Source organism: Pseudoalteromonas sp. SR41-4 (assembly GCF_014163985.1).
In the GTDB taxonomy this organism is placed as follows: Bacteria; Pseudomonadota; Gammaproteobacteria; order Enterobacterales; family Alteromonadaceae; genus Pseudoalteromonas; species Pseudoalteromonas rhizosphaerae.
This window is the reverse complement of sequence record NZ_JACJEI010000042.1, coordinates 1-13345: the sequence shown is the minus strand read 5'-3', so window position 1 is coordinate 13345 and position 13345 is coordinate 1. Positions and strand designations below refer to the sequence as shown.

The window sequence follows — 13345 nt, the reverse complement described above, 5'->3', positions numbered from 1 at the left end:
AACACGGTAAAAATGCATTACGAAATCCCTAAAATAGTTAAAGTCCAATCGCTTTATTCATTGCCATAATAGGTTGTAATATGGCCATTACGATAAACAATACAATAACCGCCATGGACGCTATCATCGCAGGCTCTAAGAGTTTTAGCGAGACATTTACCATGGTTTCAAATTCACGGTCTTGATTGTTTGCAGCACGCTCTAGCATTTGCTCGAGCTCACCTGATTTCTCCCCACTGGCGATCATATGCAGCATCATCGGTGGGAATAATTTTGTTTGTTGTAAGGACGCTCTTAAACTTGCCCCTTCACTAACGCGGGTTGCGGCATCCGCCACTGCTTTTTTAATTTTCTCGTTGATCAATACGCCACCAGAAATACGCATTCCCTCGAGTAACGGCACTGAACTTGATGACAAGATACTCAGTGTACGAGCAAATCTGGCGGTATTAATACTACGAGCAACTTTGCCAATGCCCGGCATCATCAAAATTTTCGAATCATACCAAAAGCGGATCTTAGGCTGTTTTAGCGCATGTTTAACACCAATCACTGTCGCGGTAAATAACACCAAAGTAATGAACCAATAATTTTGCACATAGTTACTAGCAGCCATTACCCATTCAGTCGTCCAAGGTAAAACCTGCTTTGACTTTTCAAATGTCTTCAATATTTTAGGCACTACAGTACCTAGTAATATTGAAACGATACCAATGGCAAATATTACTAATATCACCGGATACACCATCGCTTGTGTGATTTGACTACGCATGTGTTGACGTTGTTCCGTGTAATCGGCTAAACGGTTCAATACAGCATCTAAGTGACCTGATTTTTCACCTGCAGCTACCATAGCGCGGTATAAATTATCAAATACATGTGGAAACTCAGACATGCCATCAGCCAAGGTATAACCTTCAACAACTTTTGAACGCACCGACATTAACATACGCTTCATACGCGGCTTTTCACACTGCTCAGCCACCGCCATTACCGCCCCTTCAACCGGTAACGCCGATTGAATGAGTGTAGCGAGTTGGCGAGTGATCAAAGCGAGATCTGAGGTAGATATTTTCGCTTTAAAAAAGCTGCCAAATGGCGAGCTTTTTTCACCTTTAACTTGTTTATCACCCTCTGCGGCGGGCACAACTTCGAGCGGCGTAAGACCTTGTTCACGTAAAGATTGGCGAATTTGTTTCGCGGTATCCGCTTCTTGAATACCTTTTTTCTCTTTGCCGCGAGCATCGAGCGCGCGATATTCAAATGCTGCCATTGTTAACCTTCCTCACGCGTTACACGTAATACTTCTTCAAGGGTGGTTTTACCGGCTAATACGCGACTACAGCCATCTTGGCGAATACTTGGGGTATGTTTGCGAATGTACTTTTCAACACTTTGCTCACCTTTACCACTGTGAACAAGTTCGCGAACAGTTTCATCAACTACCAGTAATTCATGAATACCGGTACGACCACGGTAACCATTAAAGTTACACTCTTCACAGCCAACGGCTCGGTAAATAGTAGGCGGATTTACAAATGGTACGCCGAGCAATTCACACTCGCGCTCATCTGCAACATGACCTTCTTTACAGCTCTTACATAAAGTTCGCACTAGACGCTGCGATAACACCCCTAACAAAGAAGATGATAGCAAGAAGGGTTCAACCCCCATATCTTCCATACGAGAGATAGCACCTGCTGCGGTATTGGTATGCAATGTCGACATCACTAAGTGACCTGTAAGTGAGGCTTGCACGCCAATTTGTGCGGTTTCAAGGTCACGTATTTCACCAACCATTACTACATCAGGATCTTGACGTAAGATTGCCCGTAAGCCACGGGCAAAGGTCATATCAACTTTAGTATTTACCTGAGTTTGACCAATACCTGGGATTTCATACTCGATTGGATCTTCAACCGTTAAAATATTACGATCGCGAGAGTTAATTTGGCTCATGCCCGCATAAAGCGTGGTACTTTTACCAGAACCAGTTGGACCGGTCACCAAAATAATTCCGTGCGGTTTACTGATCAAATCAGAGAACAATTCACGATTGCGCAGCGTCATACCTAAATCTTCAAGATTTAAACGCGCGTTATTTTTATCAAGTAAACGCAGTACAACCCGCTCACCAAAACTTGATGGCATGGTTGATACCCGAACATCAACGGCACGTCCTGCGATACGCAAACTAATACGACCATCCTGCGGGATACGCTTTTCTGCAATATCGAGTTTCGCCATTACTTTAATACGCGAAACTAACAATGAAGCGAGTTTACGATTCGGCTTTAACACTTCTTTAAGCACGCCATCAACCCGAAAGCGGATCACCAGCTCTTGCTCAAAGGTTTCGATGTGAATATCTGACGCGCCTTCTTTAATCGCTTCACTGAGCATCGCATTGATCAATTTAATGATTGGTGCATCATCATCTCCGGCAAGCAAATCTTCCGTTTGCGGCATATCTTCAGCCAGTGAAAATAAATCAACTTCGTTACCTATGTCTTCCATCATTTGCTGGGTTTCAGAACTATCGCGTTGATACGATGCCTCTAATAACAACTCAAACTTGTCATCAGCTAAATGTTCAAGCGTAAAGCCATGCCCAGCAATGCGGCGCACTTCTAACAATGCATCAATATTAAGCTCACCACGATAGAAAACCACCCGGTCATCATTATTTTTACTTAATAACATGCCTGCACGTCGTGCATATGAAAATGGTAGCCGCTTATTAGGCAGTTCAACTAAATCGTTACTGGTCATCAGCTCGCTATTATTTAGCGGCTGTGAGGGCTCTGCGGTGATCTCAGTGATTGCATCAGTCATTATTGCGCTCATCTGTATTTTGCTGTCTTAAGTATTCTTCATAAGTTGGCGGTAATACTAATGCATCATTCCACTCAGGTAGGATTGGTGCATCGGTTAGAGGCATTAAATCAATACCATCTTCTTTTTGTTTATACTGCTCACCACGGATAAAGTTATATTTGCTGTGGCTTAATTTATTCATTTTAATACCATCACGAATAATGGTTGGGCGAATAAACACGATTAAATTACGTTTACGCTTGCTGGTGCTGGTTGAGCGGAATAAGTGACCAAGGATAGGAATATCACCTAATATTGGTACCTTTGAGACACTTTCTTGCACGTCTTCATCAATTAGACCACCAAGCACAACCATGCCGCCATCATCAGCCATAACCGTGGTTTTAATGGCACGTTTATTAATAGATATATCCACCGAAGTAGTACCACTCACGCCAGATACTTCTTGCTCAATGGTTAACTGTACAGCTGAACCATCATTTATTTGTGGCGTTACTTTAAGTTTTACACCTACCTCTTGACGCTCTACTGTTTGAAATGGATTAGAATTATTAGAACCCGTTTGCGAGCCAGTAATGATCGGCACTTCTTGACCGACAATCATCGATGCCTCTTCGTTATCCATGGTGGTAACCGAAGGCGTAGCAAGAATATTTGAGTTAGTATCAGTAGAGACTGCTTGAATGATCGCGCCCCAATCGTTTTTAACAATCCCCATAGCCAATCCATTGATGCCCCCTAACAACGCACCTAACGGGCCAAGATCACCTTTTTGCGTTTCATCGTATTCCTTAAGCTCAGTATTATCACCAGTGAGAGTTTTAGTCACTGTCTTATCACGGGCTTGTTCAGCAGCTACAGCTAAAGAACCAACAGGAACGGTTGTGCCGTTATTAAACTGCATCATACCGCCTTGCTCTGAAATCCATTGCAGACCAAAGTTAATACCATCAGCTTCCATTACTTCAACAATGATTGCTTCAACGAGTACTTGAGCACGACGAATATCAAGCCGTTCAATCACTGACTCCAATGAACGCATGGTGTCAGGTTGAGCAGTAATGACCAATGAGTTTGAATCTGGGTGAGCTTCAATACTGGTTTCGTTTTGGTTGCGGCTACGGGTTTTAGTTGCCCCACCTTGACCTTCTTCACCAAGCGTTTTGCTAACCCCTTGCAACACTTTCACTAAATCTTCAGCGCTGGCGTAATTAAGGTAAATTACTTTAGTGTTGCCTTGGCTTTGTAACTCACCGTCAAGGCGTTTAATTAATTCAATAGCACGCGTTCTTGCTTGGCCTTCGCCACTGACAATAACGCTATTAGTACGGCCATCAGCCACGACTTTAGGGATCAAAAATTCTGGGATACTGCCTTTACCGCTATCTTTGTAAATATTATCAACCACAGATACCACATCATCAGCGGTGGCAAAGTTTAGCTTTACAATATCAACCCGCTTATCACCGGCTTGGTCAACTGAGCGAATAATTTCAACAAGTCGGTTTACTGAGGCAGCATGACCGGTCAACATCATGACGTTTGCAGCGTTGAAGTTGGCAACATGACCGCCATCTTTTTGGTCGCTAAACTGACGCACTAATGGACCTAGTTCTTGTACGCTAACATTTTTTACACGTACGACACGAGTGATCATCATATCACCGCGCGCTTGGTCGTCTTCAGTAACTAACGGTACGTTTGATTTTTTAGCATCAGAGCTTTTTTCAATTTTTAATATACCGTTATCCATTTCAACAGCTGAATAACCGTAAACTTCTAGTACATTTAAGAAGAATTGATAATAAAGTGCTTCATCCATCAATTCATAGCTGCGTACGTTTACTTTACCACGTACGTTCGGGTCGATAATGACGGTCTTATTTAGATTTTTACCAACGATATTAATAAACTCGTTGATATCGGTCCCTTTAAAGTTTGCAGCATACTCAACGGCAGACACCGATAGAGATAAGCTAGCCACAAAAAAAAGTGTTGCGTACTTAGCTAACCCTTTTCTGATTTTTTTGAGGTGTAGCGCGTGAACCATTATATTAAAACTCCAAAGCTAAGTTATTGCAGGCTAAATTGCACATCAATCTGCTCGCCATCACGGTCAATTGTAATGTTCGCATCGGTACTATTACGCAGCTCATTAATGGCTGACATGGCCTGTTTTAAATCTGTTAATTGATAGCCGTTAATCGATACAGCCAAATCGTTATTTTGTAACCCCATCTGCGTAAATAATGCAGGGTCTTTACCTGGGCTTAAACGATAGCCAATAAGCTCACCATCCTTCATAGCCTGAGATACTCGAATATAGTCAAATAGTTTACCGGGGTCTTTTAACAGTTCTTCCCGGGTATCTATAAGTGCTTCTTTTACTTCTTGATTTGCTGTTACATCAATCTGACGGTCACTTTCCATTTGCGGACCGTCATCGAGTTCAGGTTCATCACTATCACGTTCGGCAAGTACTGGCATTGACACTGTTTTGGTAAAATCTACGCCATCAAGCATTAACGTTTCAAAACGGCCACTAACATCTAAAATTACTCGATCAGGTAATACTTGCGCAAGTTTAGCGCGAGTGCCTTGCACAACGTCATCCACCAAATAGGTTGATTGTTGACCTTGAGACTCAATAATTGCCAAGCCTGTTTGATCATTGCCACTGACTGCAACAATACCAGTTAAATTAATGCTTAATCGAGTTTCTGGCGCATTGTTAATGACTTGAGCTTGTTGGCTTGCTTGTTTTTTAGGCACTGCGTCGGCTTTACCAAACAAGTTTTGTGCTAAAATTAATTGCGTATTAACCCGTTCAGGCTTACCTGTAACGCTATTAATATAGCTTGGAGAAAGGCTAGAATTAACCGGGGTAGGCCATATTAACCAAAATAGTTTTGCAGCCAAAAAGGCAATATAAACAACGGCTAAAAGCGTTATTGCCCAACCCAATTTAGCGTGGGGTAATTTACTTACTAGATGTTTTAGCTGTTGTAATCGCTGTTCCATAAATGACGTTTCTTATTTTAATTTGCTGCTTCATCGCTGGCCTATAGTACCTTTTCATTTTTCATTCAACAAGCGCACTAATATTAAACTTTGTAAACAAGGTAAATTAACACTTACGCTGAATGTAAAAAGCTTCGACTATTTCTTTGTCAGTAAGTTTCATGCTAAGTTTTGCCTTACAGAGTCACGCTTTTAATCGAGTATAATCGTGTCAAAAAGTAACACCCGTAATACCACATCAAAAGATGAAACTATTAGTATCCGTTTAGACAAGTGGTTGTGGGCTGCACGCTTTTATAAAACCCGCGCCATCGCACGGGACATGGTGCAAGGTGGCAAAGTACATTATAATGGCCAGCGCACTAAGCCTAGTAAGGTAGTCGAACTAGATGCCGTGATCAAACTTGCTCAAGGAGTTGACGAAAAAGTTATCACTGTACTTAAATTGCTTGATAAACGTTTAAGTGCCCCCATTGCTCAAACTTTGTATCAGGAGTCTGATGCAAGTATCGAAAAACGCGAAGCCAATAGCATCGCGCGCAAGAATAATAGCTTTTTTGCTCCTCATCCGGACCGTAAACCAGATAAAAAGCAAAGACGCGAACTTTTAAAAATGAAATCAAGTTAGGTAAAGCCACTCATGCAACAAGATCTACTTCATCGTTATACATTTGATCAACTAGACGTCCGCGGCGAACTCGTACAAATAGAGCAAGCTTATAATGAAATGATTGCCGATCATAATTACCCCGTGCAAGTGCAAGCTTTATTGGGTGAGTTACTGGTCGCAACCTGCCTACTTACAGCTACATTAAAGTTTGAAGGTGATATAGCAGTACAACTGCAAGGTGATGGCCCGGTAAAATATGCGGTTATCAACGGTGATCATCAACAAAATATGCGTGGTATTGCCCGCCTGCAAGGTGAAGTAACAGGCTCAACCATCCAGGAACTAATCGGTAACGGTGTGATGGTACTGACAATCACACCAACTAAAGGTGAGCGTTATCAAGGTATAGTTCCGCTTGAGCATGACACGTTAGCAGCATGTCTTGAAGCCTACTTTGCACAATCAGAGCAACTACAAACACGTCTATGGTTTGCAACTGATACAACACAAGGTCATGCTAAAGCTGCTGGTTTACTACTACAGGTGTTACCTGTAAATAAAGAAAAGTCGATTACTGACTTTACTCACCTTGAAGCACTCAGCAATACGATTAAAGCTGAAGAGTTGTTAGAGCTTGATGCTGCCACTGTGCTTACTCGACTTTATCATGAAGACAATCCGCGTGTTTACGAGCCGCAAGCAATCCAGTTTAAATGTGGTTGTAGTAGAGAGAAAACCATCACTGCGCTCATTAATATAGGTCAACAAGCTTTATTAGATGACGTTATTGAAAATGGTGAGGTAAAAATTAGCTGCCATTATTGCTTAAAAGATTACGTTTTTAATGAACAAGATGTGAAAAGTATTTTCAACTAATCTAATCGTTCAAAAAACCAACAAAATTCAAACCGCATTTATTGCGGTTTTTTTATGCCAAAAATTGATACCGGTGTCATGAATTGTATTACTTTTATGACACCGGTATCATTGAAATTATTCATGTTTTTTACTAAATATATGTGTTTTTAGGCCTTTGATAAGCTCGAATATCCCTAATCCATCTGTTACTATAATTACAGCTTAAAGGGAAACAAGAACCCCAGAGCTATCCCGTTCAATCTCACACAATTTAGGTATAAACATGACTTCAAGCGCTACTCGTTTTGTCGATCTAACTGCAGCTGAACTTGTCGAACACGCGATCCGTCGTGGCGAAGGGACTTTAGCCGCCAATGGAGCTTTTGTTGCTAACACTGGTCGTCGTACTGGTCGTTCACCACAAGATCGCTTTATTGTTCAAGAATCAAGTACTGAAAATGAAATCCAATGGGGTAATGTAAATCGCCCTTTCGATGCAGATAAATTTGACGCTTTATGGGCACGTGTAGAAGCACATGTGCAGAGCAACGACCACTTCATCTCTCACCTTGAAGTAGGCGCTGATCCTGAGCATTATTTACCTGTTGTTGTTACAACAGAAACTGCATGGCATCATATCTTTGCCAAAAATATGTTTATCGAACCTAAATCTTATAATGCATCTGATTTACCCCAATGGCAGGTAATGAATGTACCTTCATTTGTTTGTGACCCAGAACGTGATGGCACTAACAGTGATGGCACAGTAATTATCAACTTTGCACAACGTAAAGTATTGCTTGCAGGTATGCGTTATGCCGGTGAAATGAAAAAATCAATGTTCTCAGTGCAAAACTTCCTACTACCAGCAAAAGGCGTGCTACCAATGCACTGCTCAGCTAACGTAGGTGAAGCTGGCGATACAGCATTATTCTTTGGTCTATCTGGTACCGGTAAAACAACTTTATCCGCCGATCCAACTCGCTTTTTAATCGGTGATGACGAACACGGCTGGGCACCTGGCAGTGTATTCAACATCGAAGGTGGTTGTTATGCTAAGTGTATCGACCTTTCACAAAAGAATGAGCCTGTTATCTGGGATGCAATCCGCTTTGGAACTATCCTAGAGAACGTTGTCCTTGATGACAAAGGCGTTCCTGATTTTCATGATACCAGCCTAACGCAAAATAGCCGCGCAGCTTACCCGCTTGAACACGTTGAAAAACGCAAAGTAGAGAACCGCGCAGGCGAGCCAAAAGCAGTGGTATTCTTAACCTGTGATGTAAGCGGCGTATTACCTCCAGTATCAATCCTTAGCGAAGAAGCGGCAGCGTTTCATTTCCTAAGCGGTTACACAGCAAAAGTTGGCTCTACTGAAATTGGCTCTACCAGCGATATCGAATCAACATTCTCAACCTGTTTTGGTGCACCATTCTTCCCACGTCCAGCGGGTGTATACGCGGAGCTTCTAATGAAGCGTGTACGTGAATTTGGCGCCAAGGTATACCTAGTTAACACTGGTTGGACTGGCGGTCCTTACGGCACAGGTAAGCGTTTTGATATTCCAACTACCCGCGCTGTTGTTGATGCAATCGTATCAGGTAAACTGGCTGGCGTTGAAACTCAACATATTGATGTTTTAAACCTAGACGTACCAGTTGCAGTACCAGGCGTTAACAGCGAGCTACTTAACCCAATCAATACTTGGGAAGATAAAGCTAAATACGCTGAATATGCGGCCAAACTTGCAGCAGACTTCACTGAAAACTTTGCTAAATACGACGTATCTGACGAAATTAAAAATGCAGGACCTAAAGCTTAATAAGCTACTTTAGCCTCATAATTAAAACGCCAACCTCGAGTTGGCGTTTTTGATTTTAACCAGAAAATTAAATCCATCACTCTTACTACTAAACCTGAGTTCGGGGTAATAACCCTATCTCCTGTCGCTATTTTCATATAACAATTATTATGGAATAACTACCCCCTTACATTTAAAAGAACGACTAATCCTTAGCTCCTGTTAAAAAGTAACCTTAAAAAACAAAATAAATGTTACTTTATTTCTTTTAATATGTTAAAAAAGTATTGCATTAATTTAAAGTAGTAACTAAAACTTGGCATATTAAGTAGCAATGCCGATCGAAAGGAGTAACTTTGCCCTCGTTAAAATGCAAGGTTACAACTGGTTATAAAAATAAGTAAAAGAGATTAAACCATGTCAAAATTAGTCATCGATAGCAATAAATACAACACTGGACGAACGAAAACTCGGCTTAGCCTTGCGATTTCATATGCATTACTAGGTCTTTGTCCACTGTTACTTACAGCTCAAACTTCGCAACAGAATGACAGCGATGTCAAACCTATTAATAAAGATGAATCAATTGAGGTTATAGAGGTCACGGGCATCCGTGGCAGTATCTATAGCGCACAAAACTTAAAGCGCTATGCTGATACCGTAAAGGATGTTATCACGGCATCAGATATTGGTGCACTGCCTGACAAATCAGTGACTGAGGCTCTCCAACGTGTTCCTGGGGTCACAATTGAACGCTTTGCATCTTCTAGTGATCCGAAGCATTATGCAGATGAGGGGACTGGTGTTCTTATTCGAGGCTTGGACCGGGTCCGCTCTGAAGTAAATGGCCGTGATGCATTTAGCGCAAATCCATCGGGTGGCCTAAGCTATGAGGACTTCCCCGCGGAGCTACTAGGAGCTGTAGAAGTAGTTAAGAACCAAACCGCGGATCTTATATCAGGAGGTATTGCTGGTACAGTCAACCTAATTACTCGCAAACCATTTGATTCCACAGACCGTATTATCTCTTTTAACGCAAAAGCTAATTACAGTGACTTTCGAGATGAGACAACTCCTTCTTTCTCCGCTCTGTTCTCTGATAACTGGGAAACTGATGCAGGTAAATTTGGCTTTCTTATTGCCGGATCACAATCTGAATATAAAACACGAGGTGATGGTATTGGTTTAGGTAATTTCCACTCCCGTGGCGATTCATTTATTCCCACTACTGATCAATGGGGTGGCATCATAGGTGTTGATCCAAGCTCGCCGGTTGATGGCCCTGCTTTACCCGGTCAACCTGCAGCGAGTGTTTGGCATGTTCCGGTTGCTATTCATATGAGTACAGCTACTAATGATCGTAAACGCACTGGCTTTACATCATCATTGCAATGGGCTAACAACGACGAAACTATAGTGGCCACCTTGGAACATATTAATTCAAGAGCCTCATTGGAGTGGAACGAACGCCAAATTGGACAAGCAGCTCAAGGCTTTAAAGGGTTTATGGGCTCATCTCAGAATTGGATGGATGATGCTGAAAATGGTTACCCATTAACCACTGAGAATGGATTCGTCACATCAGGTATTGCTTTAGGTGTAAGTCCTGAAACTCCTTTTTTCTATCGAAGTCGCTGGAACTATAACGAAAATACCGTTAAAGATACTTCATTCAAACTAACACTAAAACCAATTGATCGCCTGACGGTTGATTTCGATTACCAACACATAGACTCTGAAAAATCACTACAAAATTACAGTATGTCAGGTCAAACACGAGGTAATCATGTCCATGTAGTTTCGCCTTACTTCCTAGATATGCGCGGCTCTAGACCTTCTGTTGAATTTCTCAGTGACAATATTTTAACCGCAGGTTGGTCTCCTAATGAAGATTGGAATGGTCCTGTACCAAATCTATTTCTTGGTAGTGGCATGGAACAAATAGAGCATAATACAGCCAAAGCCAATAGTTTTAAATTAGATGTTAATTACGAACTCGATGGTACATTTACTAACATTAAATCTGGTATTTATCACTCAGACAAAGACTTGACTGTTCGCGACACCGCTTATGAAGGTTGGTCTGCAATCGGTACACCATGGGTACAAGATGACCGTAATGCAGCTTCTGCAGTTAATCGACCTGAATTATTTGAGCGTGTTGATTTCTCTGATTATTACAACGGTCAAGTACTGCAAGGTAATGTAAATAACTTCCTTTTTCCACGCATGGAATTAGTCAAAAATTATGCTGATTCGCTCCGCCAGGGCTGTAAAGACGGTTGGCATAATGCAACAAACAGCGCAGCAAACAACGGTATTTGTACGGGTACTTACGTCCCTTATACAGATAAGCCAAACCGTGTTGAAGGCCCTTATGCTGCTCATAATATCAGTGCAACAAACGAAAAACGCACCGAGTTTTATGTACGTGGCGACTTTGATTTTGTCGCGCAAGATATTCCAATAGTCGGTAATGTAGGTTTACGCTATGTAAACTACAAATTAGCCTCCACTGGCGCATTAGTGCAACCGCCGGTAAGTAAGCGCGGTGAACCTGGAACATCCTTAAATACAGTAATGCAGCAGCCAGAATACAAGCGCTATTATGATCTTGCTGGGGGTGAATCAACACTGAGCACAGTGGATGGTACTGATTACAGCACAATATTACCAAGCCTAAACCTAAGCATGGGTATTAGCGAAGACGTAGTGGTAAGATTTGGCATCTCAAAAGCCTTATTTTACCCAAGCCTAGTTGATGCACGGAACATCAGTATTATCAATCTAGACTATAATCGTCGTCTCCAAACACCTGGCGCAGACTATGATGAAACGAGTAACCCTGTTGTAGGAATCGATGATATAGAACTGACCGCATTATCGGGTAATCCTTACCTTAAACCTGAAACAGCAATAAATACCGATCTAACAACCGAATGGTATTTCGCGCCAGCAGGCTACGTTACTTTGGGGCTATTCCATAAAAAACTAGATAACATTATTCGCAATAGAACATTTGACCTTGACGTGACATACGGAACTGAAGAATACAACTTATCTGCATATGGTCCTGCCAATACTGGCTCTGGTACACTGCGCGGTGCTGAATTTTCATACTCTCAATTCTACGATATGCTGCCAGGCGCTTGGGGTGGTTTAGGTTTACAATTAAACTATACCTTCATAGACCAGAGTGGTTTAGAAGATCCTAACGAAATCTCAAATGGAACATTAGGATTCGATGAAAATGGTAATCCTATCGCTGATAACCGTAACACTTTCCGTGTGTTCAGTGGGCTACCTCTGCAAGGGTATTCAGACCAAAACTTAAATATTATCGGTATGTATGAATACGAAAAGGTTTCTTTTCGTCTAGCCTATACGTGGCGCTCTGAATATTTATTAACCCTACGCGAATCTGAAGAATATGTACCAGCTTATGCTGAGGCTTCAGGTATGATGGATGCCAGCTTATACTACACCATTAATGATCATTGGAAAGTAGGTGTTGAAGCGAGTAATTTACTCGAGACTGAAACCAAAACTAAATATCAAATGGATCAAGCGGGCACTAAAACTCAGGCGTTGAACTTCACGACAGATCGACGCTTTGCACTTAGCGTTCGAGCAACTTTCTAGAAGCTAAATACTAAAACGCGTAGCAGCAAGACTACGCGTTTTTTATTCCAAAGCTTTCGCTAATTTATCTATCACTTATAGAGGTTACAGGTTTGCCTGTTACTTATAAAAAACACTAGTTTGCCTTTATTTATAAAGAGTGCGAGTTGACTAGTTTCTCATGATTAAAAATAGCAGTGCACGCATCTCAAAAGGTTAACGCTGTCTTCCTCACCAACTCACTCATTCACTTTACTGCTGATGTAAAAAGCCCGACTATTACTAGTCGGGCTTTCTAAATTTGAAGCCATGGTGTGCTGCGCTTTAGGATGTCGTAGTGCCCACGGCGGTAAAAAGTCACATAGCAATCTTATTCTTTTCCTTTAACCTATTACCTTTCACCTCGAACCTTCTTTTTAATTTATTCCAGACAACAAAAAACCCGTCACATTGCTGTAACGGGTTTCTCTTATTTGGAGCCTGGCAATGTCCTACTTTCACATAGCAAATGCTACACTATCATCGGCGCTGTTTCGTTTCACTACTGAGTTCGGCATGGGGTCAGGTGGGTCCAAAACGCTATTGTTACCAAGCAA

8 protein-coding genes and 1 rRNA gene are annotated in these 13345 nt (G+C 41.7%); 4 read left to right on the top strand and 5 right to left on the bottom strand.

Features of this window, described 5'->3' with window-relative positions:
- Nucleotides 1-37 precede the first annotated feature (37 nt).
- Genes gspF through gspC form a run of 4 tightly spaced genes read right to left on the bottom strand, consistent with a single transcriptional unit; the run spans nucleotide 38 to nucleotide 5859 of the window.
- Nucleotides 38-1273, bottom strand: coding sequence for a type II secretion system inner membrane protein GspF (gene gspF, locus H5180_RS21505; RefSeq protein WP_145242766.1), 1236 nt, complete (start codon nucleotides 1271-1273; stop codon nucleotides 38-40).
- Between the two features lie 2 nt (nucleotides 1274-1275).
- Nucleotides 1276-2835, bottom strand: coding sequence for a type II secretion system ATPase GspE (gene gspE, locus H5180_RS21500; RefSeq protein ID WP_145242764.1), 1560 nt, complete (start codon nucleotides 2833-2835; stop codon nucleotides 1276-1278).
- A complete protein-coding gene (gene gspD / locus H5180_RS21495) occupies nucleotides 2828-4888 on the bottom strand; it encodes a type II secretion system secretin GspD (protein ID WP_145242762.1) in 2061 nt (686 codons plus the stop codon). The genes gspE and gspD overlap by 8 nt, the downstream gene beginning before the upstream one ends.
- Before the next feature lie 23 nt (nucleotides 4889-4911).
- A complete protein-coding gene (gspC, locus tag H5180_RS21490; RefSeq protein WP_145242760.1) occupies nucleotides 4912-5859 on the bottom strand; it encodes a type II secretion system protein GspC in 948 nt (315 codons plus the stop codon).
- Between the two features lie 205 nt (nucleotides 5860-6064).
- Between gspC and hslR the strand changes: the two genes are divergently transcribed.
- From hslR to H5180_RS21470, 4 genes are all read left to right on the top strand, one after another.
- Nucleotides 6065-6487 (top strand): ribosome-associated heat shock protein Hsp15, encoded by a 423-nt coding sequence (gene hslR, locus H5180_RS21485; RefSeq protein WP_392352783.1) that lies wholly within the window; start codon nucleotides 6065-6067, stop codon nucleotides 6485-6487.
- A gap of 12 nt (nucleotides 6488-6499) precedes the next feature.
- Entirely contained in the window at nucleotides 6500-7345 is an 846-nt protein-coding gene (gene hslO / locus H5180_RS21480) for an Hsp33 family molecular chaperone HslO (RefSeq protein ID WP_182759063.1), read from the top strand.
- Between the two features lie 265 nt (nucleotides 7346-7610).
- Complete coding sequence (locus H5180_RS21475; protein WP_149983375.1) at nucleotides 7611-9149, top strand: phosphoenolpyruvate carboxykinase; 1539 nt, start codon at nucleotides 7611-7613, stop codon at nucleotides 9147-9149.
- 396 nt (nucleotides 9150-9545) lie between these two features.
- A complete protein-coding gene (locus H5180_RS21470; RefSeq protein WP_182735804.1) occupies nucleotides 9546-12770 on the top strand; it encodes a TonB-dependent receptor in 3225 nt (1074 codons plus the stop codon).
- Between the two features lie 457 nt (nucleotides 12771-13227).
- On the opposite strand, the gene rrf is transcribed toward H5180_RS21470, so the two are convergent.
- Nucleotides 13228-13342 (bottom strand): 5S ribosomal RNA (rrf, locus tag H5180_RS21465).
- Nucleotides 13343-13345 lie beyond the last annotated feature (3 nt).